The sequence below is a fragment of the Burkholderia pulmonis genome, from assembly GCF_984667975.1.
This window is the reverse complement of the sequence record NZ_OZ480186.1, coordinates 480,467-504,685: the sequence shown is the minus strand read 5'-3', so window position 1 is coordinate 504,685 and position 24,219 is coordinate 480,467. Positions and strand designations below refer to the sequence as shown.

Below are 24,219 nucleotides of genomic sequence, written 5' to 3'. Positions count from 1 at the left end.
GACATGCATGACTACCTCGCTACCGCTCGAGCCGATCGAGACCGCCTCACGCGACGAGCTGACCGCGCTGCAGCTCGAACGCCTCAAGTGGTCGCTCCGGCATGCGTATGATCATTCGCCCGTCTATCGTCGCAAATTCGACGACGCAGGCGTGCATCCGGACGACCTGAAAACGCTCGCCGATCTGGCCCGTTTCCCGTTCACGACCAAGGGCGACCTGCGCGACAGTTATCCGTTCGGGATGTTCGCGGTGCCGCAGGACCAGATCTCGCGCATCCACGCGTCATCGGGCACGACCGGCAAGCCGACGGTCGTCGGCTACACGGCCGGCGACATCGACACATGGGCCAATCTGGTCGCGCGCTCGATCCGCGCCGCCGGTGCACGCCGCGGCGACAAGGTGCACATCAGCTACGGCTACGGCCTGTTCACGGGCGGGCTCGGCGCGCACTACGGCGCCGAACGCGCCGGGCTGACCGTGATCCCGTTCGGCGGCGGTCAGACCGAGAAGCAGGTGCAGCTGATCCAGGATTTCCGGCCCGACATCATCATGGTGACGCCGAGCTACATGCTGTCGATCGCCGATGAAATCGAGCGTCAGGGCCTCGACCCCGTGCAAAGCTCGCTGCGCATCGGCATCTTCGGCGCGGAGCCGTGGACCAACGACATGCGCGTTGCGATCGAACAGCGGATGGGCATCGACGCCGTCGACATCTACGGGCTGTCCGAAGTGATGGGCCCCGGCGTCGCGTCCGAATGCGTCGAGACCAAGGATGGCCCGACCATTTGGGAAGACCACTTCTATCCGGAAATCATCGATCCCGAAACCGGCGACGTGCTGCCGGACGGCGAGCTTGGCGAGCTCGTGTTCACGTCGCTGACGAAGGAGGCGCTGCCGATCGTCCGCTACCGCACGCGCGACCTCACGCGCCTGTTGCCCGGTACCGCCCGCACGATGCGCCGCATGGAGAAGATCACCGGCCGGTCGGACGACATGATGATCGTGCGCGGCGTCAACGTGTTCCCGACGCAAATCGAGGAGCTGCTGCTCAAGCAGCGGGCGCTCGCGCCGCACTATCAGATCGTGCTGACGAAGGAAGGCCCGCTCGACGTGCTGACGCTCAACGTCGAGCCCTGCCCCGAGACTGCGCCCGATACGGCAGCGATCCACGCGGCAAAACAGGCGCTCGCGTATGACATCAAGTCGCTGATAGGCGTGACGGCCGTGATCAACGTGCTGCCCGTCAACGGGATCGAGCGCTCGGTCGGCAAGGCGCGCCGCGTCGTCGACAAGCGTAAAGGCTGACGCCAGGGCCTCGCCCGCGAAAAGCAAGCCAATCCGTCGCGCCAAATGAAAACAGCCCGATCGGCCAAAACCGATCGGGCTGTTTCGTCTCGGGCACGGCCCGTCGCATCACGTCAGGCAGTGCGCATCGAACGCCGGCGCTACCGCGCCCGGGCGGCCAACGCGACCGCCGTGCATCACGAGTTCGGGAACAGCAGCCACATCCGGCCAACCTGCTTCATCCGGCCGGCCTGGTCGCCTGCGTCGTCGCCGAGCCCCCAGAAGTAGTCGGCCCGCACGCCGCCCTTGATCGCGGAACCCGTATCCTGCGCGAACACGAGCCGGTTCATCGGCGTATTCGTCAGCGGACGCGTGGTCTGCAGGAATACGGGCGTGCCGAGCGGGATCGACGACGGATCGACCGCGATCGAACGCTCCGGCGTCAGCGGCACGCCGAGCGCGCCGATCGGGCCGTCCGAGCCGCCGTGCGGCGCGTCTTCCTTGGTCGGCATGTCGCGGAAGAACACGAAGCGCGGATTGGTGTCGAGCAACGCGTCGACACGGGTCGGGTTCGCCTTCGCCCACGCCTTGATGCCCTGCATCGTCGCCTGAGCGGGCGTCAGCTCGCCGCGATCGAGCAGCCACTTGCCGATCGAACGGTACGGCTGGTTGTTGGTGCCGCCGAAGCCGACCCGCATCACCGAACCATCGTCGAGCAGCACGCGCCCCGAACCCTGCACCTGCAGGAAGAACGCTTCGATCGGATCGTCGACCCACACGAGCTCGTTGCCGTTCAGGATGCCTGCGCGCTCGAGCTGCGCACGTACCGGCAGCGCGGCGCCTGCGCGATAGCCGGCCGGCCAGCGATAGAGCGCGTACTGATACGGGCCGCGGCGCACGCGCGAACCGTGCAGCAGCGGTTCGTAATAGCCGGTCACGAGCCCGTCGAGCGTACCGTCGGTATTCGCGAGCTGGAACGGCGTGAAATACGTTTCGAAGAAAGCGCGCGCACTGCTGACGTCGAGCTCGTCGAGCCGGTCGGCTGCCGCGCAAGCGCGCGCCCAGGCCGGCTGGCGCGCGAGCCGCACGCAGTTCTGCCGCAGTGCGGCCGTCGCCCCGATCAGCGAATCGTCCTGCCAGCCCGGCACCTGCTGCCACGCGACCGGCGTGAGCCGCTTCGCGGCAACCTGCCCCGGCACGATCGCCGCGCCGGTAGGCGGCTTCAGCGTGGAGGTTCGCGTCGGCGCACCGCCGCACGCGGCAAGCAGCGCCGCCGCCGCGGCCGCTGCCACCCACCCGGCCACCCGAGGCCCAAACCACATACAATGTCCGTTCTTGATGGAAACCGCCATGTCAGATTTTCTCGACCAATATCCGATGCTCATCTTCGCGCTCGAAGCCTTCGTAGCGCTTGCCCTGCTGATCTTCATCGTCGTGTGGACGTCGTCGGGCAGAAAGAAGCACGCCCGCAACAACGACCGCCAGCCGCGCTGACGCACGCCGCACGCTCAATGCAGCGTGCGCGGCATGTGCAGCGCGAACTCGTCGACCGGCGCCTCGAAACGCTCGCCGTCTTCCGCCACGCAGAAGTAGGCGCCGCGCATCGTGCCGACCGGCGTCGCGATCACGGCCCAGCTCGTGTATTCGAAGTGCTCGCCCGGCTGCAGCAGCGGCTGGTGCCCGACGACGCCGAGCCCCTTCACTTCCTGCACGTGGCTTTCGCTGTCCGTGATGATCCAGTGACGTGCGATCAGTTGCGCCGCGACCTGTCCCGTGTTGCGGATCGTCAGCGTGTACGCGAATGCGTATTGACGGTGATCGGGGTCGGATTGTTCCGGCAAGTAGCTGGTTTTCACCGAAACGGTGAACTGATACTGACTCATGGTGTTTCCGCTGTAGGTAACCGGGCGCGCCGACTCGAGCGGCCGGGCCGCGGGCGCGCCGCATTGGTTCGGCATTCTATGCGCAATCGGGCCGCAACCGCACGGCCTGCCGCCGCGCGCCGGGTCGCCGGACGGTAGAATGACGATTTTGCGCCGCAACGTCCCCGGTCCCCCTGTCATGACTCAATTCCGCATCGCTCCCAGTATCCTGTCGGCCGACTTTGCACGGCTCGGCGAAGAAGTCCGCAACGTGGTCGCCGCCGGCGCCGACTGGATTCACTTCGACGTGATGGACAACCATTATGTGCCGAACCTGACGATCGGCCCGCTCGTCTGCGAGGCGATCCGCCCGCACGTGCAGGTGCCGATCGACGTGCACCTGATGGTGCGCCCGGTCGACCGGATCGTGCCCGATTTTGCGAAAGCCGGCGCGAACCTGATCAGCTTCCACCCGGAAGGCTCCGACCACATCGACCGCACGCTGTCGCTGATCCGCGACCATGGCTGCAAGGCCGGCCTCGTGTTCAACCCGGCCACGCCGCTGAACTATCTCGACCACGTGATGGATCGTCTCGACTTCGTGCTGCTGATGTCGGTCAACCCGGGCTTCGGCGGCCAGTCGTTCATTCCGGAGACGCTGAACAAGCTGCGCGAAGCGCGCGCACGCATCGACGCGTACACCGAGCGCACGGGCCGCGAAATCCTGCTGGAAGTCGACGGCGGCGTGAAGACCGACAACATCGCGGAAATCGCGGCAGCCGGCGCCGACACATTCGTCGCGGGCTCGGCGATCTTCGGCAAGCCCGACTACCGCAAGGTGATCGACGAGATGCGCGCGGCGCTCGCCACCGTCGAGCGGAGCTGACGCCGTGGCCGAATCGTCGTTCGCCGGCCGCGCGCCGGCCGGGGCCGCGACCGGCGCGGCCCCGATCCGCTTCGCCGCGCCGCGCATCGACGCGGCGCTGATCGACCTCGACGGCACGATGGTCGACACGGCCGACGATTTCACGGCCGGCCTGAACGGGATGCTCGCGCAGCTCGGCGCGCCGGCCACGTCGCGCGACGAGGTGATCGGCTATGTCGGCAAGGGCTCCGAACACCTGATCCAGAGCGTGCTGAAGCCGCGTTTCCCCGCCGACGAAGCGCATGCGCGCTTCGACGACGCGCTGGCGATCTACCAGACCGAATACGCGAAGATCAACGGCCGCCACACGCGCCTCTATCCGGACGTGGCCGCCGGGCTCGACGCGCTGTGCGCGGCCGGCATCCGGCTCGCATGCGTGACGAACAAGCCGCACCGCTTCGCGGTCGAGCTGCTCGAGCAGTACGGGCTGGCCGGCTGCTTCGGCATCGTGCTGGGCGGCGACAGCGTCGCGCGCAAGAAGCCCGATCCGCTGCCGATGCTGACGGCCTGCGATGCGCTAGGCGTCGCGCCGGACGCGGCGGTCGCGATCGGCGACTCGGAAAACGATGCACTGGCAGGCCGCGCGGCGGGAATGGCGACGCTGACGGTGCCGTACGGCTACAACCACGGCAAAGCTATACAAACGATAAATTCGGATGGTATAGTCGATTCGTTGCTGGTCGCAGCTCGCGCAATTTCCGCGCACAACGCCGGCCGGCCAACCCTCTGATTATTTCTTCCATCTGCATGTTTCTGAATAAAAAACGGAGTCTGAGCAGCATCGACCGGGGAGCCTGGCCCTGGCGTCGCTGGTCGCGCTAACCTCTTCGATGAGGTACGCTGAAGCACGTCTTCAGCGCCGTTTTTTATCTCGCTGCGCATCCGCGCGCCGACCGTCGCACCACCTCGAGTTCCACCGCGTCCGAACGCTTGCGTTCAGGATCGGCCGCAGGCTCGCGACGTTCACGCCCGGAGTGCCGGCCGGCAACAGGCACTTCTCGATCGACCGCCCTTTCGCCGACGGCAACCCGCGCAGCGTCAAGTGATCCCTGGCGCACGCGCCGCTCGTCCCGAACAGGACCGGAACATGACCGAACTCGAATTCCAATCGCTCGCGAACGAAGGCTACAACCGCATCCCGCTGATCGCGGAAGCCCTTGCCGACCTCGAAACGCCGCTGTCCCTCTACCTGAAGCTGGCCCAGCCCGAACGCGCAGGCGCCAACTCGTTCCTGCTCGAATCCGTGGTCGGCGGCGAACGCTTCGGCCGCTACTCGTTCATCGGCCTGCCCGCCCGTACGCTCGTGCGCACCCGCAACGGCGTGTCGGAAGTCGTACGCGATGGCCAGGTCGTCGAGACGCACGACGGCGATCCGTTCCAGTTCATCGAATCGTTCCAGGCGCGCTTCAAGGTCGCGCAGCGTCCGGGCCTGCCGCGTTTCTGCGGCGGCCTCGCCGGCTACTTCGGCTACGACGCGGTGCGCTATATCGAGAAGAAGCTCGCGCACACTGCGCCGCGCGACGATCTCGGCCTGCCCGACATCCAGTTGCTGCTGACTGAAGAAGTGGCGGTGATCGACAACCTCGCCGGCAAGCTGTACCTGATCATCTACGCGGACCCGAGCCAGCCGGAAGCCTACGCGAAGGCGAAACAGCGCCTGCGCGAACTGAAGCAGCGCCTGCGCACGACCGTGCAGCCGCCCGTCACGTCGGCGAGCGTGCGCACCGAGACGTTCCGCGAATTCAAGAAGGACGACTACCTCGCCGCCGTGCGCCAGGCGAAGGAATACATCGCGGCCGGCGAGCTGATGCAGATCCAGGTCGGCCAGCGGCTGACGAAGCCGTACCGCGACAATCCGCTGTCGCTGTATCGCGCGCTGCGCTCGCTGAACCCGTCGCCGTACATGTATTACTACAACTTCGGCGATTTCCACGTGGTCGGCGCATCGCCGGAAATCCTGGTCCGCCAGGAAAAGCGCGGCGAAGACCAGATCGTCACGATCCGTCCGCTCGCCGGCACGCGTCCGCGCGGCAATACGCCCGAACGCGATGCGGAGCTCGCGACCGAGCTGCTCAACGATCCGAAGGAAATTGCCGAGCACGTGATGCTGATCGACCTCGCGCGCAACGACGTCGGCCGCATCGCGGAAATCGGCTCGGTGCAGGTGACCGACAAGATGGTGATCGAGAAGTACTCGCACGTGCAGCACATCGTCAGCTCGGTCGAAGGCAAGCTGAAGCCCGGCATGACGAACTACGACGTGCTGCGCGCGACGTTCCCGGCCGGCACGCTGTCCGGCGCGCCGAAGGTACGCGCGATGGAACTGATCGACGAGCTCGAACCGGTCAAGCGCGGGCTGTACGGCGGTGCGGTCGGCTACCTGTCGTTCTCGGGCGAGATGGATCTCGCGATCGCGATCCGCACGGGGCTGATCCACAACGGCAACCTGTATGTGCAAGCGGCGGCCGGCGTCGTCGCGGATTCGGTGCCCGAATCCGAATGGCAAGAGACCGAGAACAAGGCGCGCGCGGTGCTGCGTGCGGCCGAACAGGTCCAGGACGGCCTCGATAGCGACTTCTGACCGGAGACTGACCATGCTGCTCATGATCGACAACTACGACTCGTTTACCTACAACCTGGTCCAGTACTTCGGCGAACTCGGCGAGGACGTCCGTACCTACCGCAACGACGAAATCACGCTCGACGAAATCGCGCGCCTGAATCCCGACGCGATCTGCCTGTCGCCGGGCCCGAGCAATCCGCAACATGCGGGCATCACGCTCGACGTGCTGCGCGAATTTTCGGACAAGAAGCCGATCCTCGGCGTCTGCCTCGGCCACCAGGCGATCGGCGAAGCATTCGGCGGCCGCGTCGTGCGCGCGGCGACCATCATGCACGGCAAGGTAAGCCGGATCGAAACCGACTGCCGCGGCGTGTTCGCCGACCTGCCGAAGCATTTCGACGTCACGCGCTACCACTCGCTCGCGATCGAGCGCGAATCGCTGCCCGACTGCCTCGAGGTGTCCGCGTGGACCGACGACGGCGAAATCATGGGCGTGCGCCACAAGACGCTGCCGATTGAAGGCGTGCAGTTCCACCCGGAATCGATCCTGTCCGAGCATGGCCATGCGCTACTCGAAAATTTCCTGAAGCAGGCCCGCGCGGCTGCGCAGACCGCCTGACGGGAGCCTCACGATGACAATTACCCCGCAGGAAGCGCTGCAGCGCACGATCGAACACCGCGAGATCTTCCACGACGAAATGCTGCACCTGATGCGGCTGATCATGCGCGGCGACATGTCGCCCGTGATGGCGGCCGCAATCATCACCGGGCTGCGCGTGAAGAAGGAGACGATCGGCGAGATCGCCGCCGCCGCGACCGTGATGCGCGAATTCGCGAACCACGTCGAGGTGCAGGACAACTCGAACTTCGTCGACATCGTCGGCACCGGCGGCGACGGCTCGCATACGTTCAACATCTCGACCGCATCGATGTTCGTCACGGCCGCGGCCGGCGCGAAGGTCGCGAAGCACGGCAACCGCGGCGTGTCGAGCAAATCCGGCAGCGCCGACGTGCTCGAGGCGCTCGGCGTGAACATCGACCTGCAGTCGGAGCAGGTCGCCGCGTCGATCGCCGAAACGGGCATGGGCTTCATGTTCGCGCCGAACCATCATCCGGCGATGAAGAACATCGCGGCCGTACGCCGCGAGCTCGGCGTACGTACGATCTTCAACATCCTCGGCCCGCTGACCAATCCGGCCGGCGCGCCGAACCAGCTGATGGGCGTGTTCCACGCCGACCTCGTCGGCATCCAGGTGCGCGTGATGCAGCGCCTCGGCGCGCAGCACGTGCTCGTCGTGTACGGCAAGGACGGGATGGACGAGGTGTCGCTCGGCGCCGCGACGCTCGTCGGCGAACTGCGCGACGGCAAGGTGCACGAATACGAGATCCATCCTGAGGACTTCGGCCTGCAGATGGTGTCGAACCGCACGCTGAAGGTGGAAAATGCCGACGAGTCGCGCACGATGCTGCTCGGCGCGCTGGACAACCAGCCGGGCGTCGCGCGCGAGATCGTCACGCTGAATGCGGGCACCGCCCTGTATGCGGCGAACATCGCCGAGTCGATCGCCGACGGCATCCAGCTCGCCCGCGAAGCGATCGCGAGCGGCAAGGCGCGCGCGAAAGTCGACGAACTCGTGCGCTTCACGCAGCAGTTCAAGCGCTGACCCCTTACGAATCAAGCAGGAACCCACATGAGCGACATACTCGACCGAATCATTGCCGTCAAACGCGAAGAAGTCGCGGCGGCCATGCGCAGCACGCCGCTCGAGGCACTGAAGCTGGACGCCTCCGCGCGCGACCTGCGCGACTTCGTCGGCGCGCTGCGTACGAAGCACGCGGCCGGCAACGCCGCCGTGATCGCCGAAATCAAGAAGGCCAGCCCGTCGAAAGGCGTGCTGCGCGAGCATTTCGTGCCGGCCGATATCGCACGTTCGTATGCGGCGCACGGCGCGGCGTGCCTGTCGGTGCTGACCGACGAGCAGTTCTTCCAGGGCAGCGTCCGCTACCTCGAAGAAGCGCGCGCAGCCTGCACGCTGCCCGTACTGCGCAAGGACTTCATCGTCGACGCGTACCAGATCGTCGAAGCGCGCGCGATGGGCGCCGACGCGATCCTGCTGATCGCCGCCGCGCTCGACACGCCGCTGATGCAGGATCTCGAAGCGTATGCGCACTCGCTCGGCCTCGCCGTGCTCGTCGAAGTGCACGACCGCAACGAGATGGAACAGGCGCTGACGCTCAAGACGCCGCTGCTCGGCATCAACAACCGCAACCTGCGCACGTTCGAGACGTCGATCCAGACCACGCTCGACATGCTCGACATGATTCCGGCGGATCGCATCGTCGTGACCGAATCGGGCATCCTGTCGCGCACCGACGTCGACGCGATGCGCGCGGCGAACGTGAATACGTTCCTCGTCGGCGAAGCGTTCATGCGCGCCGACCAGCCGGGCGAGGAACTCGCACGGATGTTCTTCTGATGGCGATCGAACAGGAAATCAAGCTCGCGCTGCCGGCCGGCCAGGCCGACGCCGCGCGACGCTTCTTCGAGACGCTGACCGGCGAGCCCGGTCACGACATCACGCTCGCGAACGTCTATTACGACACGCCCGATCTCGCGCTCGCGCGCTCGAAGAGCGCGGTACGCGTGCGGCGCGCGCCGCACGGCTGGCTGCAGACGTTCAAGACGGTCGGCAGCGCGGAAGGCGGCCTGCATCGCCGCCACGAATGGGAACTGCCGGTCGCCGGCGACGCGCTCGAAATCGATGCGCTCGTCGCGGCCTGCGACGTGCCGGAAGCCGCTGCCGCACTGAATGATGCGGCCGGCGCGCTGTATGCGCTGTTTCGAACGGATTTTTCGCGTACGCTGTGGCGCATCGCAATCGGCGGCGCGACCGTCGAAGCCGCGGTGGACCTCGGCGAGATCGTCGTCCAGGCGGAACACGAAACGCGCCGCGAACCGATCAGCGAAATCGAACTCGAACTGATCGACGGCCCGGAAACGGCGCTCGCGACGCTCGCCGCCGAACTGCAGCAAGCGCTGCCGGGCCTCGTTCCCGAAAACATCAGCAAGGCGCAGCGCGGCTACCGGCTGCGCGCGCAATAAACACGCATCACGCATGGCAACCCGCAAGACTCCCCGCGCGCCGCAACAAGCGTCGCTGTTCGACGATCCCGTGCCGGAAACGGCACCGGCCGATATGCCGTCCCCGGCGCCCGACGCGCCCGCGGCCAGACGCAAACCCGCGAAGAAAGCCGCCGCGCCGGCTGAGGCCGTGGCGGCACCGCAGCCCGTTGCCGCCGACGTCCCGCCTCTCGCCGCGCAATTCGACGCGCTGCCGGCCGTCTGGCGCGATGTGCTGAAACCCTTTACCGACAGCGACGCGTACGCGCCGCTGTGCCGCTTCGTCGATGACGAGCGCGCCGCCGGCAAGACGGTCTACCCGACCGACGTGTTCCGCGCGCTACGCCTGACGAGCCCGGACGACGTGAAGGTCGTGATCCTCGGCCAGGATCCGTACCACGGCGACGATCGCGGCACGCCGCAGGCGCACGGCCTCGCGTTCTCGGTGCCGCCGGCCGTCCGCACGCCGCCGTCGCTGCGCAACATCTTCAAGGAAATCGCCGCGAACTTCGGTCACGACACGCCTCGCCACGGCTGCCTCGACACGTGGGCGCGCCAGGGCGTGCTGCTGCTCAACACCGTGCTGACGGTCGAGCGCGGCGCGGCGGCGAGCCATGCGAAGCGCGGCTGGGAGCAATGCACGGACACGCTGATCCGCGAACTCGCCGGCCGCCATCGCGGGCTCGTGTTCATGCTGTGGGGCGCACACGCACAGGCGAAGCGCGCGCTGTTCGACGCGAACGCGCATTGCGTGCTCGAGGCGCCGCATCCGTCCCCGCTGTCTGCGCACCGCGGCTTCCTCGGCTGCCGCCATTTCACGCTCGCGAACGACTATCTGGTCGACGCAGGTCGCGAACCGATCGACTGGCGCCTGCCGGACGTGGCCGAAACGCTCGCGTGACGCGCCGCGCCGGTTCCTTCGAGCCGGCAGCCGGCCGGGACATGAAAAAACGCCGCGCCCCTTTCGGGGACGCGGCGTTTTTTATCGGGTGCAGCGGCGGGCGCATCGCCCCGCGTCGACACGCGTTACGCGGCAGCGATCGCTTCGCGTGCGCTGGCCAGCGCGGCGCTCTGCGCATCCGGGCCGAGGTTCAGGCCTTCCGCGAAGATGAAGCTCACGTCGGTCATGCCGACGAAGCCGAGGAACGTGCGCAGGTACGGCGTCTGGCTGTCGTTCGGCGTACCGGCGTACTTGCCGCCACGGGCCGTCACGACGTGGACCTTCTTGCCCTTGATCAGGCCTTCCGGACCGTTCTCGGTGTAGCGGAACGTGACGCCTGCACGAGCGATCCAGTCGAAGTACGTCTTCAGTTGCGACGAGATGCCGAAGTTGTACATCGGTGCGCCGATCACGATGACGTCGGCAGCTTGCAGTTCGGCGATCAGCGCATCGCTCTTCGCGACGATCGCATTCTGTTCCGCCGTGCGCTTGTCGGCCGGCGTGAAGAACGCGCCGAGCACCGATTCGTCGAGGTGCGGCAGCGCATCAGCCAGCAGGTCGCGAACCACGACGTTCGCGCCCGGGTTCGATTGTTGCAGCTTTGCCGTCAGTTCGTTGGCCAGCAGCGTGGATTGCGCACCTTGCGAACGCGCAGCGGAATTGATTTGCAGAATGGTCGTCATGTCAGGCTCCGGTAGGGTTGCGCTTCGGTAGCGCGAGTGACGCCATTGTGCGTGGCCGCATGACCGCGAAAAAGCGGGTTCAAGGCGACGGATTGTTGCAGCAGCAGAACAATCCTTGATCGCGCCCCGATACCCGCATCAGTACGCTCAACCCTTCAGCCAGGCTTCCCGGGCCTTCGAAACCGCCGCCGGCTTCGCGGCTGCCGTCAGCCGGTAGCGCGTGACTTCCGGGCCGTCGAGCTTCAGTTTCGCGGTGCGCAGCTCGTCGCGGCGGAACGCGTGGACTTCGACCTTGTCGCCCGGCTGGTAGCGCGCGAGCAGCGCGTCGAGGTTCGTGCCCGTCACGCGCAGCCCGTCGACCGCGATCAGCGTGTCGCCGGCCGACAGCCCCGCGCGATGCGCGGCGCCGCCTTCGTAGATCGCCGCGAACGTGCAGTCCGCGCCGCCGCGCAGGCGCGCGCCGATCGTCGGCTTCGCGTTCGCGCCGATTGCGACATCGGGCGCGAGCGTCACGCCGAACGGCACGAGCAACTCGGCGAGCGGCAGGTCGCGCGTGCCGTGTACGGCATCGGTGAACAGGCGGCCGAGCGCGACGCCCGTCGCCTCCTCGATCAGCGCGTCGACTTCGTTCTCCTCGACGCCGGCCTGCTTGCCGCGATAGAAATCGCGGCCGTAGCGTTGCCACAGCAGGCGCATCACGTCATCGAGCGACTTCCGGTTGCGCGTCTGCGCGCGGATCGCGAGATCGAACGCGAGCGCGACGAGCGAGCCCTTCGTGTAATAGCTGACGATCGCGTTGGTCGCGTTCTCGTCCTGGCGGTAGTACTTGATCCACGCGTCGAACGAGCTTTCCGCGACGCTCTGCTTGAGCCGGCCCGTGCCGCGCAGTACGCCGCCGACCGTGCGGCCGAGCGCCGCGAAATATTCGTCCTGCGACATCAGCCCGCTGCGCACCAGCATCAGGTCGTCGTAATACGACGTAAAGCCTTCGAACAGCCACAGCAGCGACGTGTAGTTCTCGCGCGTGAGGTCGTACGGCGCGAACGCCGCCGGCTTGATGCGCTTCACGTTCCACGTGTGGAAGTACTCGTGGCTGCAGAGGCCGAGATACGTGCGATAACCTTCCGTCGTTTCCGACCGCCGCTTCACCGGCAAATCGGTACGGTTGCAGATCAGCGCGGTCGACGCGCGGTGCTCGAGGCCGCCGTAGCCGTCGCTGACCGCGAGCGTCATGAACACGTAGCGGTCCATCGGCGCCTTCTTCGACTTCGGCTCGAACAGCGCGATCTGTGCTTCGCACACGCGCTTCAGGTCGGTACGCAGCCGCTCCATGTCGAGCTGCGTCACGCGCCCGGCGATCACGATGTCGTGCGGCACGCCGTGCGCGTCGAACGTCGCCAGCGCGAACTCGCCGATCGTCACCGGATGGTCGGACAGTTCGTCATAGTTCGACGCACGATACGCGCCGAAACCGTAACGCTTCGTCCCGCGCGCCTCGGGCAGCGCGGTGCCGACGCGCCACGTGCGGAACGCCGCGCCGGCCGGCTTCGCGATGTCGACTTCGCACGGCGCATCCTCGCGGCCGGCGACGCTCAGGAACACCGCCGTCGCGTTGAAGAAGCCACCCGATTCGTCGAGATACGCGGAGCGCACCGACAGGTCCCATGCATACACGTCGTAGCGCAGCGTCAGCGCGCCCGCCACGGGCGCGGCCTGCCACGTGTGCTTGTCGGTCTTCGCGATGCGCACCTTGCGGCCCGCATCGTTGAACGCACCGAGCGTCACGATGTTGCGCGCGAACTCGCGCACGAGATAGCTGCCCGGAATCCACACCGGCAGCGAGAAGCGCTGGCCTTCGGGATCGGGATCGGTGACCGTCACCGACACTTCGAACAGGTGCGCGGCAAGATCTTTCGGGACAATCGAATAGCGGATCGGCTGGGTCATCGTGGCAATCGGTCGGTCGAATATGGCGGCGAAAACGAAGAGAGGCGCCGGCAGATCATGCGGGCGCCCCTCGCTGGCCGGGCCATGCGGCCCGACGTATCGGTCAGTTACTTGCTCGAGGCGAGCGCCTGATTGAGCTGGTCGGCCGAGACCGCGCCCGGCAGGCGGCGGCCGTCCGGCAGGAAGATCGTCGGCGTGCCCGTGACGTTCATCCCGCGGCCGAGCGCGAGGTTCTTGTCGAGCGCGGTGGTATCGCAAGTGCCGGCGCCGGACGGTGCGCGATGGTCGAGCATCCAGCCCTCCCACGTCTTCGCACGGTCGGTCGCGCACCAGATCGCCTTCGACTTCACGGTCGAATCCGGCGACAGCACCGGATACAGGAACGTGTAGACGGTGACGTTGTCGATCGACTGCAGCGTCGTCTCGAGCTTCTTGCAGTACGGGCAGTTCGGATCGGAGAACACCGCGATCTTGCGTGCGCCGTTGCCCTTGACGACCTTGATCGCATTCGCGAACGGCAGGCTCGCGAAGTCGATCTTGTTGATTTCGGACAAGCGTGCGTCGGTCAGGTTCTTGTGCGTCTTGGTGTCGACGAGATCGCCGAGCAGCACGTAGTCGCCCGCCGCGTCGCTATAGATGATCTGCGTGCCGAGATTCACTTCGTAAAGGCCCGCGACCGGCGACTTCGACACGCTCTTGATCGGCGCGTCGTTGCCGAGACGGGCTTGCAGCGTGGCTTTCAGCTTGTCGGTGGTCTGGTCGGCCTGCGCGGTGCAGCCGAGCGTCGCCATCGTGACGGCCAGCGCCAGCGACGCGATGCGGATCGTTTTTTTCATCGAAATCTTCCTTCAGCTCAATCGGTGTGCACGGCACAGTGTACGCCGTAACGGAACCGTCTCCGACCGGCGAAGCGGCAGAAGGTTCGATCAGCCGAGCGCGGCCGACACGAGCCAGCGCTTGACGAGCGGCTGCGCGCCGACGAAGGCCATGCCCGCATTGCGCACCGCCTTCGCGAGCGAACCCGGCACCGCGAACAGACGCTGCAGGCCGTCGGTCGCAACCATCAGCGCACGGATGTCCTCACGGCGCGAACGCTCGTAACGGCGCAGCAGCACCGTATCGCCGAGGTTGCGGAAGCTTTCCTTGCCCGCGATCGCGTCGGCGAGCGCCGCGACGTCGCGCAGCCCGAGGTTCATCCCCTGCCCCGCGAGCGGGTGGATCAGGTGCGCGGCATCGCCGACGAGCGCGACGCGCGGCGCGATCAGCTTGTCGACCGTCTGCAGTGCCAGCGGGAAGCCGGCGGCCGGCGTCACGCATTCGAGCGTGCCGACCTGGCCGTGCGACACGCGCTCGACCTCGGCCGCGAGCTGCGCCGGGTCGAGCGCGAGCAACTCATCGGCATGCGCGGTGTGCGCGGACCACACGAGCGACACGTGGCCGTCCGGCAGCGGCAGCAGCGCGACGATCTCGCCTTCGTGAAACCACTGGTAGGCCGTCTCGCGGTGCGGCAGCGACGCCTTGAAGTTCGCGACGACGCCCGTCTGCCGGTAGTCGCGCCGCTCGATCCTGGCCCCCATTTGGGAACGGACCCACGAATGCGCGCCGTCGGCGCCGACGATCAGGTCGGCTTCGAGCACCTGCCCCGCCGACAACGTGAGAACGGCCGCGTCGTCGCGCACGTCGAAGCCCTGCGCGCGCGCCTCGAACCACGTGAGATTCGGCTGGAACCGCAGCGCGGCGTCGAGCGACGCCTCGACCAGCGACGATTCGGCGATCCATGCAAGTTGCGGCACGGAGGCCTGGTACGCGGAGAAATGCAGTTCCGCGTGCGCATCGCCGTACACGCGCATGTCGTAGACGGGCGCGAGCCGGCTGTGATCGAGCGCCTGCCAGACCCGCAGCCGCTCGAGCAGGGCCTGCGAACTGGACGACAGCGCGTAGACGCGCGAGTCGAATGCGAGATCGGCGGGGCGCGGCGTGGCCGGCTGGGCGAGCAAGGCTGTCTTGTAGCCGGACTGGGTCAGCGCGAGCGCGGCCGTCTTGCCGACGAGCCCGCCGCCGACCACGGCGACGTCGAAGGTGTGGTGGGCAGTCATGGCGGGCATTATAGCCGCGGGGCCAAACCCTTACGCGGCCGGACTTTGCGGGAAATCAGCAGAATCGCAGGCGGCCGATGCCGCGCGGCGGCCCGCCGCATCGGCCGTTCGGCGCCAAGCCCGGAATCCGGGGCGTCGGCACGGTACAATAGCGTCTTTGACCGTCGGCCCGCCGCGCTCCACGCGCCGGCCGCCCTTTTTTCCCGCGCCGCCGTGCCCTGTCCGGCCGCGCCGCCTTTCCCGTCCGAAGGATTCCATGAGTCTCAAATGCGGCATCGTCGGCTTGCCCAACGTCGGCAAGTCCACCCTGTTCAATGCGCTGACCAAGGCCGGCATCGCCGCCGAGAACTACCCGTTCTGCACGATCGAGCCGAACGTCGGCGTCGTCGAAGTACCCGATACGCGCCTGAAGGCGCTCTCCGAGATCGTCAAGCCGGAGCGTGTCGTGCCGGCCGTCGTCGAATTCGTCGACATCGCGGGCCTCGTCGCAGGCGCGAGCAAGGGTGAAGGCCTCGGCAATCAGTTCCTCGCGAACATCCGCGAAACCGACGCGATCACGCACGTCGTGCGCTGCTTCGAGGACGAGAACGTCATTCACGTCGCCGGCAAGGTCAGCCCGATCGACGACATCGAAGTCATCAACACCGAACTCGCGCTGGCCGACCTCGGCACCGTCGAGAAGTCGCTCACGCGCTATTCGAAGGCTGCCAAGTCGGGCAACGACAAGGAAGCGGCGAAGCTCGTCGCAGTGCTCGAGAAAGTGCGCGCGCAGCTCGACCAGGGCAAGGCCGTGCGCGGCCTCGCGCTGTCGGATGACGAACAGGTGCTGCTCAAGCCGTTCTGCCTGATCACCGCGAAGCCCACGATGTACGTCGCCAACGTGAAGGACGACGGCTTCGAGAACAACCCGCACCTCGATACGGTGCGCAAGTACGCGGAAAGCGAAAACGCGCCGGTGGTCGCCGTGTGCGCGGCGATCGAAGCGGAGATCGCCGATCTCGACGATGCGGACAAGGAAGCCTTCCTCGCCGACATGGGCATGGAAGAGCCGGGCCTCGACCGCGTGATCCGCGCGGGCTTCAAGCTGCTCGGCCTGCAGACCTACTTCACCGCGGGCGTGAAGGAAGTGCGCGCGTGGACGATCCACATCGGCGACACGGCGCCGCAAGCGGCCGGCGTGATCCACACCGACTTCGAGCGCGGCTTCATCCGTGCACAGACGATCGCGTTCGACGACTACGTCACGTACAAGGGCGAACAAGGCGCGAAGGAAGCCGGCAAGATGCGCGCGGAAGGCAAGGAATATGTCGTGCACGACGGCGACGTGATGAACTTCCTGTTCAACGTCTGAGCGTTGCGTCGATGCTCACGCAAAAAGCCCGCACTCGCGGGCTTTTTTTAATTCCGGCTACCGCATCGCGTCACGGCACCGTGCAATCCAGCGTGTGCCCGGTGCGGTTGCGCGGATGGTAACTCGACCAGACAAACTGACTGAAGTAGCTCTCTGCCACTTCGGTCCACGTCCTGAGTCCATCGTCTTCCTGCAGCACGTGTCTCGCGTTGACCAACAACCACGACATCACGGCCTGGCTGTCGCGACACTTCGTACACTCTCCTGAAGTACAGCAGCGCGCCAGCGTCTGGAAATCCGCGCGATACGCGTTGAACTTCGGCAACGCGGGCCATCCCGAAGCGAACCGCGCCTCGTTCTCCGGATGAGCTTCGCTGACACTCGGGCAACTCGCATGACCGAATGTTCCCCAGTTTGTCTCGCCGCGCACGAGCGCGGCCAGATAGTACGGATGGCTCGCCACGGTTTCCGGGTATTTCGCCTGCAATTCGAGCAATACATTCAGGAGTTGCTCCTCACCTTGTCGACGAAGCGGTCCTGCAACATCGTATGAACTGTAGTAATTGAACAGCAGACGATTGCCGTTATCTTGAATCTTGCGTACCGTTTCTTCGATATAAGCAACGCCGTCGATCGAGACGGCATAGACGAAACCAGCCCGCTCGTCGTCGCGATAATTCGCAAGCACCTTGTCGAACAGACCGGTGAAGCGCTTCCCGTTCGGGCCAATCGCTCGCAATTCGTCATCGAGCGGCCCGCCGCCGAATACGGAGATCGCGATGGTGATATCTTCGAAGCCATCGAAAGGAATTCGACGAAGACCGTTTGTCGAAACGGACACCTTCGGCATGTGCTTCCGGAATATCCTTATCCGGTCGAGAAACAGTGCAGGCTCGCCGCCTATCAGCAATGGCGCATTGATTCCACGTGCGGCCTCATCCTGCACGCGGGCCTCCAGCAGCGATGAATCGTTCAACTCATCCGATGCGACGTCAAATTCGTTCTCGAAAAACCAGCACCCTTTGCAGCGCGGATTGCATTGATTCGTGAGATGGTAAAGCGAGGCACGTGTCTCCCTCGCCTCATTTCTCACTGCCTTGAAACGCGCTTTCATATCGATTGAATCGTCCATCCTGGTCTCCTGATTCGAGGACGCAAGCACGCTGGAGCGTCACCCCTGCAATCCTCTGGTGAGCTCCGGCCACAGCGGCGAATGCGTGCGGCGGAACATGGCGACGTGACCGATTGCTCGGCCATCGCAGTTTTCCGGACTGATGAAATGGACGTTGTGGTTGGCGTTCGGCAACCAACGCAGCCAGTCTTCGATATTCGCCGGCGTCGCGAGTGGGTCATCGGTCGCTGCGACGACCGTGACGGAAGCAGCGAATTCGTCGTAGTAGTGACGTGTAACGCCGATTCCGAACTCGTTCGCCATGTACCCGGGGCGGCGGCACCATCGAGCCCACTGAAGCCCGACACGCGCAGGCAAATCCTCGCCCCAGCCGAGCACCCTGGCAGGGACATAGCCAAGCAGGCGAGCGGTAGCCGGAACGTAGAAATTCGCCAGCAGCAGCGCTGCAACGCGCGTCGCCCCCCGAATGTTGCCGACGTATCCCGATGAAGCGGAGATGGCGCACAGTGAGCGGATCGACGCGTGGTTTGGCATCAGACCGACCAGTTGTGCGCCCGCACTGTGCCCAATCAGATGGGCATCACGTGCACCGGTTGTGCCGAGAAGCCAATCGAGTGCAGCGGGCATGTCGAGCTGCCCCCAATCCTGCTTGCAAACACTCGATTGACGGACATGGCACCCATTCAGCGACGCACCGATACCCCGATAGTCGAATACGAACGTCGGATAGCCACCTTCGCGCAGCCACTCCGCAAATGCGAAATAGAAGGACTGACGCAGCCCGGTAGCAGGACAGACGAGTACGGGGGAGCGGGAACCGGCCGCCGCCGGGAAATAGGTTCCTCGAAGCGCGTACCCATCGCCGGTGCGGAACTCGACGCGTACTCGGGCAGACGGTTGCCCGGTCATTGCTCCGACCTCAGTGCACCGAGGCAAGGATTCGTGTCACGCTCGATGACGAACAGCCTGACTCGTTTCGAAATGCAAACGCATAACAAAGCACTCCAAATCGATTGCCCCATCGATTCACTCCGGCTGTCGAAGTGATCAATGTAAGAAGATGCCGTCGACAATGGAATCAGACGAGTTCGATTATTCGACCTCTAATATCGATACCTTCTCGTCGACACTCGCAACAGCATCTGTCCACCGCAAAAAAACAAATGGCCCGACCGGCAAACGCCGATCGGGCCATTTTCATGACCGGGGCGCCTCGCGGCGCCGTACGGTCAATTCATCAAGTTGCCCGACACCCGCCGCCCCGCATTCGCCCGCGCATCTCGACCACGCTTGTTCAGCCACGACGCCAGCAGCACGATCAACGCCAGCACGGCCGTCGCCCCGACTTCCATCCGGTGCTCCTCGCTGACGAACATCACCGTCAGCGTGCCGCAGATGAACAGGATCACCAGCCACGTGAGCCAAGGGAACAGCCACATCCGCAGCGTCAGGTCGGCGCCGCTCGATTCGAGCGTCTTGCGCATCCGCAACTGCGAGATCGCGATCACCAGATACACGAGCAGCGCGATCGCGCCCGACGTCGCGAGCAGGAAGCCGAACACCTGTTCCGGCATCAGGTAGTTCGCGATCACGGTGACGAAGCCGAACGCGGTCGACGCGAGCACCGCTGCACGCGGCGTGCCGGTCGAATCGGTGCGATGCAGGAAAGCCGGGGCGTCCTTGCGCTTCGACAGCGAGAACAGCATCCGCGACGCCGTGTACAGCGCCGAATTCAGGCAGCTCGCGACCGATACGAGCACGATCACGTCGATGATCGCCTTCGCGTTCGGAATGCCGATCAGTTCCATCGCGCGCTGATACGAACCGTGCTTCGGCAGCAGCGGGTCGTTCCACGGCACGATGGCCGCGACGACGAGGATCGAGCCGAGATAGAACAGCGTGATACGCCAGATGACCGAGTTGGTCGCACGCACGATCTGGCGTTGCGGGTTGTCCGATTCGGCAGCCGCGATCGTCACGATCTCGGTGCCGAGGAACGAGAACATCGTCGTCAGCATCGCCGCCAGCACCGCACCGGCGCCGTTCGGCATGAAGCCCTGATGCGCGAACAGGTTCGATACGCCCGACACGGCAGGCGCCGGGATGATTCCGACGATCGCCGCCCCGCCGATACACAGGAACACGACGATCGCGACGACCTTGATCAGCGCGAACCAGAATTCGAATTCGCCGTAGTTCTTGACGGAAAAGAGATTGGTGATGGTGAGCAGCAGCGTGATGCCGAGCGCGAAGATCCACGTCGCGATGCCCGGGAACCACGCATTGAGGATGGTCGCGGCAGCTGTCGCCTCGATCGGAATCACGAGTACCCAGAACCACCAGTACAGCCAGCCGATCGTGAAGCCGGCCCAGTGGCCGATCGCGCGATCGGCATAGGTCGAGAAGGACCCGCTGTCCGGATGCGCGACGGCCATTTCGCCAAGCATGCGCATCACCAGCACGACCAGCACGCCCGCGATCGCATACGCGAGTATCGATGCCGGCCCGGCTTCCGCGATCGCGTGGCCGGAGCCGACGAACAAGCCCGCGCCGATGACGCCGGCAATCGACATCATCGTCACGTGCCGCTGCTTCAGGCCCGTCCCGAGGCCTGTGTTGCTTCCACTCATCTGTCTCTCTCCAAAAAACGGTTCCGGTACGACCGGGTGTCGCATGAAGGCGGCGCGGGGAGTTGTCGTTCTTGAATCCGGCTGAGGCCACGCGTGCGTCACACACGGGCATGAGGCCGGACGGGCCGTTCAGGTGGGTGCGCCCGCGCAGTCTGCGAAGCTGCGGGTGCGATGCGGCACACGAGGCGCCGGCGCATCGCGTGCGCCCTTTCCGTCGGCTGTCGTCAGCCGCCTTCGAAGCGAAGGAGTGTAAGCATCAAACGGTTCTTCACTAAGAACCAATTGAAGAATTTCGATGGAACCACTTGTTGCATCGATGCCAACCGATGCAACGCTTGCTGCGATGCGGCGACGGCTCGCGCGCCTCGGCGCGCCTCCGCCGAGGGCATGCCGGCACACTGCGCACCGGGCGCTCAGTTCGCGTCGCGGGCGGCTTCGTCCCGCCACTTCGCCGGCACGATCGCGCGCCATTCTTGTAGAAGCAGGTTTTTCACGGCGTCGGGATGCGCGGCCGACAGGCGCACCAGCACAATCGGCCAGCCGGCGTAGTGATCGGTCACGTAATACACGTCGGGCTCCGATTCGATCAGCCACGCGCGTTCGTCGGGGCCGATGCCCTTCACGACGAGCGTGTCGCCGTCCTCGCGCAGTCGCGCGAGCATCTTGCCCTTCACCTTGAGCGCGGGCGTGCCGTACGACGTGCCTTCCTCGACGCCGCGCCACGCGAGTGCGATCTGCCGGACTTCGTCGAATGTCACGATGCCTCCCCGACTGTTCGTCGATGGTTGACGGTTCGGCCACCCTACCGGAAAAAGACGCTCGGCGCGCCCGGCCGGGACCGCCTATCCGCCGGCCGCGCGCGCGGCCGCCGGCGCACGCCCGGTGGTCGCGACGATGGCGAACGCGATCGCATTCGCGACGGCGCTCGCGAGGATCGGCACGAGATAGCCGCCGCCCGCGTCGTAGATGAAGCCGGCGGCGGCCGGCCCGATCAGCGTGCCGAACGCGACGCTCGTGTACAGGATGCCGATGATCGCGCTCACGTTGCGCCCGCCGAAGTAGTCCATCACGACCGCCGGCAGCACGGCGACCCAGCCGCCGTAGAACACGCCGAACACGAGCGCGAACGCAGCCAGCGTCGCGACGGTGCCGGCGCCCGCCCACGTGACGAGCGCCACGGCCATGCCGGCGAACATCGCGAGCAGCGACGCACGGCGGCCGAAACGGTCGGCGAGGCCGCCGAGGAAGAAACGGCCGGCCGTGCTGCCGACGCCGATCGCACCGAGCAGCAGCACGGCGGTCGATGGCGCGACGCCGTGATCGAGCGCATACGGCACCAGGTGAACGAACGGGACGAACACGCCGAACGAGCAGACGAGGCATGCGGCATACAGGCTCGCGAACGGCCGCGACGTAACGGCTTCGCGCACGGTCGCACCGGCGTGCACTTTCGCGCCGGCCGGGGAAGCGCCGGCACGCTGGCCGTCTTCGTTGGCCGCATCACCGTCCGGCAGCAATCCGCGCCCGCGCGGATCGTTCTCGATCAGCAGCGACATGCCTGCTCCCACGACGATCGCGATTGCGGCCAGCGTGAAATACGCACCGCGCCAGCCGACATGCGCGATCAGCGCGGACGCGAGCGGCGGCATCACGAGGGTGCCGACGCCGATCCCCGCGACCGCGAGCCCCGACGCGAAACCCCGCCGGCGCACGAACCAGCGCTGAACCGCGCCGACGGCCGGCACGTACGCGCAGCCGACTCCGAAGCCCACGCCGAGCCCGTACGCGACGTAAACCTGCAGCAGCGTGTGCGCGGCGCCGGCGGCCGCGAGCCCCGCGGCCGTCAGCAGCATCCCGGCGACGGCGAGCCGCCGCGAGCCGAAGCGGTCGGCCAGCGGGCCGCTGACGATACCGAAACCGAAATACAGGAAACCGGCGACCGAGAACACGAGCGAGATCTGCCCGCGCGACGCGGCGAAATCCCGCTGCAGCGACTCGACGAACGCGCTGAACGTATATGCGCTGCCGAACCCGACGAACGTGACGGCGAACGCGGCCGCGACCACGTACCAGCCGTAGAAGAGGCGCGAGGCGCCCGGGCGGTTCATGACGATGCTCCTCTCAGGTTCAACCGGCCGCCGGGCGGCGTCCGGATTGCCTCATGGATATAGATGAACTATGTTGATCGCACCGGCCGCCGAACAGCGGCTGCGAAACATGCGATTCGATGCGACAACGGTACTCGCGCGTACGCGTCGCCTCAAACGATATTTCGTCGGCTTTTCGATTTAGAAAAACTCAATGAATCGCTCCCGCCTGCCACCGCTCAACGCCCTGCGTGCCTTCGAAGCCGCTGCCCGCCACCTGTCGGTGAAGTCGGCCGCCGAGGAGCTGTCGGTCACGCCCGGCGCGGTGAGCCAGATGATCCGCACGCTCGAGACGCATCTCGGCGTGCAGCTGTTCGAGCGCGTCAATCGCGGCATCCTGCTGACGGCTGCCGGCCGCGACTACCTGCCGCCGGTGCGAAACGCATTCCGGCAGATTGCCGAAGCGTCGCAACGCGTGTCGGGCGCCGCCGACAGCGGCGTGCTGACGGTGAGCGTCACGCCATTCTTCGCGTCCGCGTGGCTCGTCCCGCGCCTCGCACAATTCAGGGACGCGTGCCCGGACATCGACCTGCAGGTCGTCACGAGCCACGCACTCGCCGATTTCGCGCGCGACGGCGTCGACGTCGCGATCCGTCATGGCCTCGGACGCTACATCGGGCTGTGCAGCGAGCGCCTGCTGACGGTGGAAATCGTCGCACTCGCGTCGCCCGATCTCGTCGCGCGGCTCGGCATGCCGGCGACGCCGGCCGATCTCGTCGGCTGGCCGCAATTGCACGACGCCGAACGCAAGGGCTGGCACATCTGGTTCGGCGCGCAGCGGATCGACGATTTCGGCCCGCCGCGCGGCCCCGCGTTCGACGACTCGGGCCTGCTGCTGCAGGCGATCGTCGCCGGCCAGGGCGCCGGGCTGCTGCCGGCCGCGATGGTGCGCGGCGAGCTGGCAAGCGGCCGGCTCGTACAGCTGGCCGACGTCGCGTGGCTCGACGATTTCGCGTACTACCTCGTCTATCCGCCGCATCACGCGGAACGGCCGAAGGTCGCCGCGTTCCGCCGCTGGATTCTCGATGCCGCGCAGGCCGACGGCGCGGCAGCGATGACCGGCGCGGCATAGCGTCGCCCGGCTGCCGGGCCCGGATCCGCTACCATGCTGCGCGGGCCATCGGCCCTGCGTCGATAACAACAGACAGACCGAGAGAGACCATGCCTGCCCTGCTCCGCCGCGCGACGCACATCGCGACCCTGTCCGCTGCGCTCTTCGTCGCGTGCGCCGCGCTGCCCCATCCCGCGCACGCCTATCGCGCGTCACCCGGCTACGGCAACGAAGCCGATCTCGACCGTCACGACACCTATCGCAACCGCGACGGTGAAACCGTGCATGCGCCCGCACATTCGAAATCGGGCCGCGTGCCGGACGGCGCGAGCGCGCGCTGCCGCGACGGCACGTACAGCTTCAGCCGCCACCGGCGCGGCACGTGCTCGGGGCACGGCGGCGTCGCCGCCTGGCTGTAACGCGACTCGTCCGGATGGCTGCGCTGCGCCAGCGGCAGCCGGCGCCGAAGTACAATACCCGTTCGCG

Annotated in this window: 24 protein-coding genes; 13 read left to right on the top strand and 11 right to left on the bottom strand. The window is 66.2% G+C overall.

All coding sequences use genetic code 11. The annotated features are described in order from the left end of the window. Window positions 1-7 precede the first annotated feature (7 nt). On the top strand, window positions 8-1,306 hold the full coding sequence (paaK, locus tag AC5LXK_RS02415) for a phenylacetate--CoA ligase PaaK (protein WP_493390157.1): 1,299 nt from the start codon (window positions 8-10) through the stop codon (window positions 1,304-1,306). A gap of 176 nt (window positions 1,307-1,482) precedes the next feature. Here paaK and mltA read toward each other — a convergent pair whose 3' ends face one another. After that, window positions 1,483-2,607, bottom strand: a complete 1,125-nt coding sequence (gene mltA, locus AC5LXK_RS02410; RefSeq protein WP_493390156.1) for a murein transglycosylase A — start codon at window positions 2,605-2,607, stop codon at window positions 1,483-1,485. A gap of 28 nt (window positions 2,608-2,635) precedes the next feature. Here mltA and AC5LXK_RS02405 point away from each other — a divergent pair, with 28 nt between their 5' ends. After that, a complete protein-coding gene (locus tag AC5LXK_RS02405) occupies window positions 2,636-2,779 on the top strand; it encodes a hypothetical protein (RefSeq protein ID WP_014898203.1) in 144 nt (47 codons plus the stop codon). Window positions 2,780-2,793: 14 nt separating this feature from the next. On the opposite strand, the gene apaG is transcribed toward AC5LXK_RS02405, so the two are convergent. Beyond that, the gene (apaG, locus tag AC5LXK_RS02400; protein ID WP_006477037.1) at window positions 2,794-3,168 is read right to left on the bottom strand and encodes a Co2+/Mg2+ efflux protein ApaG; all 375 of its coding nucleotides are present in this window, start codon (window positions 3,166-3,168) and stop codon (window positions 2,794-2,796) included. Between the two features lie 178 nt (window positions 3,169-3,346). On the opposite strand from apaG, the gene rpe reads away from it, so the two are divergent. From rpe to AC5LXK_RS02360, 8 genes are all read left to right on the top strand, one after another. Beyond that, entirely contained in the window at window positions 3,347-4,033 is a 687-nt protein-coding gene (gene rpe, locus AC5LXK_RS02395) for a ribulose-phosphate 3-epimerase (RefSeq protein WP_011883156.1), read from the top strand. Between the two features lie 4 nt (window positions 4,034-4,037). After that, window positions 4,038-4,802: a phosphoglycolate phosphatase gene (locus AC5LXK_RS02390; protein WP_493390155.1), complete on the top strand. Its 765-nt coding sequence runs from the start codon at window positions 4,038-4,040 to the stop codon at window positions 4,800-4,802. Window positions 4,803-5,159: 357 nt separating this feature from the next. Then, window positions 5,160-6,653 carry an anthranilate synthase component I gene (gene trpE / locus AC5LXK_RS02385; RefSeq protein WP_493390154.1) on the top strand — a complete coding sequence of 498 codons (1,494 nt, stop codon included), beginning with the start codon at window positions 5,160-5,162 and terminating at the stop codon, window positions 6,651-6,653. Window positions 6,654-6,666: 13 nt separating this feature from the next. Further along, window positions 6,667-7,254: an aminodeoxychorismate/anthranilate synthase component II gene (locus tag AC5LXK_RS02380; RefSeq protein WP_493390153.1), complete on the top strand. Its 588-nt coding sequence runs from the start codon at window positions 6,667-6,669 to the stop codon at window positions 7,252-7,254. A 13-nt stretch (window positions 7,255-7,267) separates the two neighbouring features. Then, window positions 7,268-8,299 carry an anthranilate phosphoribosyltransferase gene (trpD, locus tag AC5LXK_RS02375; RefSeq protein WP_493390152.1) on the top strand — a complete coding sequence of 344 codons (1,032 nt, stop codon included), beginning with the start codon at window positions 7,268-7,270 and terminating at the stop codon, window positions 8,297-8,299. A 27-nt stretch (window positions 8,300-8,326) separates the two neighbouring features. After that, complete coding sequence (gene trpC / locus AC5LXK_RS02370; RefSeq protein ID WP_493390151.1) at window positions 8,327-9,112, top strand: indole-3-glycerol phosphate synthase TrpC; 786 nt, start codon at window positions 8,327-8,329, stop codon at window positions 9,110-9,112. Continuing rightward, the gene (locus AC5LXK_RS02365; RefSeq protein WP_493390150.1) at window positions 9,112-9,738 is read left to right on the top strand and encodes a CYTH domain-containing protein; all 627 of its coding nucleotides are present in this window, start codon (window positions 9,112-9,114) and stop codon (window positions 9,736-9,738) included. The genes trpC and AC5LXK_RS02365 overlap by 1 nt, the downstream gene beginning before the upstream one ends. A 13-nt stretch (window positions 9,739-9,751) precedes the next feature. Continuing rightward, the gene (locus AC5LXK_RS02360; RefSeq protein WP_493390149.1) at window positions 9,752-10,657 is read left to right on the top strand and encodes a uracil-DNA glycosylase; all 906 of its coding nucleotides are present in this window, start codon (window positions 9,752-9,754) and stop codon (window positions 10,655-10,657) included. Between the two features lie 125 nt (window positions 10,658-10,782). On the opposite strand, the gene AC5LXK_RS02355 is transcribed toward AC5LXK_RS02360, so the two are convergent. The 4 genes from AC5LXK_RS02355 to AC5LXK_RS02340 all read right to left on the bottom strand — a co-directional run bounded on the left by AC5LXK_RS02355 (window position 10,783) and on the right by AC5LXK_RS02340 (window position 15,431). Beyond that, a complete protein-coding gene (locus AC5LXK_RS02355) occupies window positions 10,783-11,379 on the bottom strand; it encodes an FMN-dependent NADH-azoreductase (protein WP_493390148.1) in 597 nt (198 codons plus the stop codon). Window positions 11,380-11,526: 147 nt separating this feature from the next. Continuing rightward, window positions 11,527-13,326, bottom strand: a complete 1,800-nt coding sequence (locus AC5LXK_RS02350; protein ID WP_493390147.1) for a M61 family metallopeptidase — start codon at window positions 13,324-13,326, stop codon at window positions 11,527-11,529. Window positions 13,327-13,433: 107 nt separating this feature from the next. Then, window positions 13,434-14,162, bottom strand: coding sequence for a DsbC family protein (locus tag AC5LXK_RS02345; RefSeq protein ID WP_175847089.1), 729 nt, complete (start codon window positions 14,160-14,162; stop codon window positions 13,434-13,436). 90 nt (window positions 14,163-14,252) lie between these two features. Next, window positions 14,253-15,431 (bottom strand): UbiH/UbiF family hydroxylase, encoded by a 1,179-nt coding sequence (locus tag AC5LXK_RS02340; protein ID WP_493390146.1) that lies wholly within the window; start codon window positions 15,429-15,431, stop codon window positions 14,253-14,255. Window positions 15,432-15,678: 247 nt separating this feature from the next. Here AC5LXK_RS02340 and ychF point away from each other — a divergent pair, with 247 nt between their 5' ends. Continuing rightward, a complete protein-coding gene (gene ychF, locus AC5LXK_RS02335) occupies window positions 15,679-16,773 on the top strand; it encodes a redox-regulated ATPase YchF (RefSeq protein ID WP_493390145.1) in 1,095 nt (364 codons plus the stop codon). A gap of 70 nt (window positions 16,774-16,843) precedes the next feature. Here the strand turns inward: ychF and AC5LXK_RS02330 are convergent, their stop codons facing one another. The 5 genes from AC5LXK_RS02330 to AC5LXK_RS02310 form a co-directional block, all read right to left on the bottom strand. After that, on the bottom strand, window positions 16,844-17,905 hold the full coding sequence (locus AC5LXK_RS02330; protein ID WP_493390144.1) for a radical SAM protein: 1,062 nt from the start codon (window positions 17,903-17,905) through the stop codon (window positions 16,844-16,846). Between the two features lie 39 nt (window positions 17,906-17,944). Further along, window positions 17,945-18,814: an alpha/beta hydrolase family protein gene (locus AC5LXK_RS02325; RefSeq protein ID WP_493390143.1), complete on the bottom strand. Its 870-nt coding sequence runs from the start codon at window positions 18,812-18,814 to the stop codon at window positions 17,945-17,947. A 320-nt stretch (window positions 18,815-19,134) separates the two neighbouring features. Beyond that, window positions 19,135-20,535, bottom strand: coding sequence for a GABA permease (gabP, locus tag AC5LXK_RS02320; RefSeq protein WP_493390142.1), 1,401 nt, complete (start codon window positions 20,533-20,535; stop codon window positions 19,135-19,137). Window positions 20,536-20,948: 413 nt separating this feature from the next. Next, on the bottom strand, window positions 20,949-21,293 hold the full coding sequence (locus AC5LXK_RS02315; protein WP_493390141.1) for an MmcQ/YjbR family DNA-binding protein: 345 nt from the start codon (window positions 21,291-21,293) through the stop codon (window positions 20,949-20,951). Between the two features lie 84 nt (window positions 21,294-21,377). Further along, on the bottom strand, window positions 21,378-22,643 hold the full coding sequence (locus AC5LXK_RS02310) for an MFS transporter (protein ID WP_493390140.1): 1,266 nt from the start codon (window positions 22,641-22,643) through the stop codon (window positions 21,378-21,380). A gap of 193 nt (window positions 22,644-22,836) precedes the next feature. Here AC5LXK_RS02310 and gcvA point away from each other — a divergent pair, with 193 nt between their 5' ends. Both gcvA and AC5LXK_RS02300 read left to right on the top strand, forming a co-directional pair. Beyond that, a complete protein-coding gene (gcvA, locus tag AC5LXK_RS02305; RefSeq protein ID WP_493390139.1) occupies window positions 22,837-23,754 on the top strand; it encodes a transcriptional regulator GcvA in 918 nt (305 codons plus the stop codon). Between the two features lie 89 nt (window positions 23,755-23,843). After that, window positions 23,844-24,152, top strand: a complete 309-nt coding sequence (locus tag AC5LXK_RS02300; RefSeq protein ID WP_493390138.1) for a DUF3761 domain-containing protein — start codon at window positions 23,844-23,846, stop codon at window positions 24,150-24,152. Window positions 24,153-24,219 lie beyond the last annotated feature (67 nt).

Bases quoted from the DNA above. Each gene is read 5' to 3' on its own strand.
- paaK (WP_493390157.1), top strand. From the start codon at position 8: ATGACTACCTCGCTACCGCTCGAGCCGATCGAGACCGCCTCACGCGAC.
- mltA (WP_493390156.1), bottom strand. From the start codon at position 2,607: ATGTGGTTTGGGCCTCGGGTGGCCGGGTGGGTGGCAGCGGCCGCGGCG.
- AC5LXK_RS02405 (WP_014898203.1), top strand. From the start codon at position 2,636: ATGTCAGATTTTCTCGACCAATATCCGATGCTCATCTTCGCGCTCGAA.
- apaG (WP_006477037.1), bottom strand. From the start codon at position 3,168: ATGAGTCAGTATCAGTTCACCGTTTCGGTGAAAACCAGCTACTTGCCG.
- rpe (WP_011883156.1), top strand. From the start codon at position 3,347: ATGACTCAATTCCGCATCGCTCCCAGTATCCTGTCGGCCGACTTTGCA.
- trpE (WP_493390154.1), top strand. From the start codon at position 5,160: ATGACCGAACTCGAATTCCAATCGCTCGCGAACGAAGGCTACAACCGC.
- AC5LXK_RS02380 (WP_493390153.1), top strand. From the start codon at position 6,667: ATGCTGCTCATGATCGACAACTACGACTCGTTTACCTACAACCTGGTC.
- trpD (WP_493390152.1), top strand. From the start codon at position 7,268: ATGACAATTACCCCGCAGGAAGCGCTGCAGCGCACGATCGAACACCGC.
- trpC (WP_493390151.1), top strand. From the start codon at position 8,327: ATGAGCGACATACTCGACCGAATCATTGCCGTCAAACGCGAAGAAGTC.
- AC5LXK_RS02365 (WP_493390150.1), top strand. From the start codon at position 9,112: ATGGCGATCGAACAGGAAATCAAGCTCGCGCTGCCGGCCGGCCAGGCC.
- AC5LXK_RS02360 (WP_493390149.1), top strand. From the start codon at position 9,752: ATGGCAACCCGCAAGACTCCCCGCGCGCCGCAACAAGCGTCGCTGTTC.
- AC5LXK_RS02355 (WP_493390148.1), bottom strand. From the start codon at position 11,379: ATGACGACCATTCTGCAAATCAATTCCGCTGCGCGTTCGCAAGGTGCG.
- AC5LXK_RS02350 (WP_493390147.1), bottom strand. From the start codon at position 13,326: ATGACCCAGCCGATCCGCTATTCGATTGTCCCGAAAGATCTTGCCGCG.
- AC5LXK_RS02345 (WP_175847089.1), bottom strand. From the start codon at position 14,162: ATGAAAAAAACGATCCGCATCGCGTCGCTGGCGCTGGCCGTCACGATG.
- AC5LXK_RS02340 (WP_493390146.1), bottom strand. From the start codon at position 15,431: ATGCCCGCCATGACTGCCCACCACACCTTCGACGTCGCCGTGGTCGGC.
- ychF (WP_493390145.1), top strand. From the start codon at position 15,679: ATGAGTCTCAAATGCGGCATCGTCGGCTTGCCCAACGTCGGCAAGTCC.
- AC5LXK_RS02330 (WP_493390144.1), bottom strand. From the start codon at position 17,905: ATGGACGATTCAATCGATATGAAAGCGCGTTTCAAGGCAGTGAGAAAT.
- AC5LXK_RS02325 (WP_493390143.1), bottom strand. From the start codon at position 18,814: ATGACCGGGCAACCGTCTGCCCGAGTACGCGTCGAGTTCCGCACCGGC.
- gabP (WP_493390142.1), bottom strand. From the start codon at position 20,535: ATGAGTGGAAGCAACACAGGCCTCGGGACGGGCCTGAAGCAGCGGCAC.
- AC5LXK_RS02310 (WP_493390140.1), bottom strand. From the start codon at position 22,643: ATGAACCGCCCGGGCGCCTCGCGCCTCTTCTACGGCTGGTACGTGGTC.
- gcvA (WP_493390139.1), top strand. From the start codon at position 22,837: ATGAATCGCTCCCGCCTGCCACCGCTCAACGCCCTGCGTGCCTTCGAA.
- AC5LXK_RS02300 (WP_493390138.1), top strand. From the start codon at position 23,844: ATGCCTGCCCTGCTCCGCCGCGCGACGCACATCGCGACCCTGTCCGCT.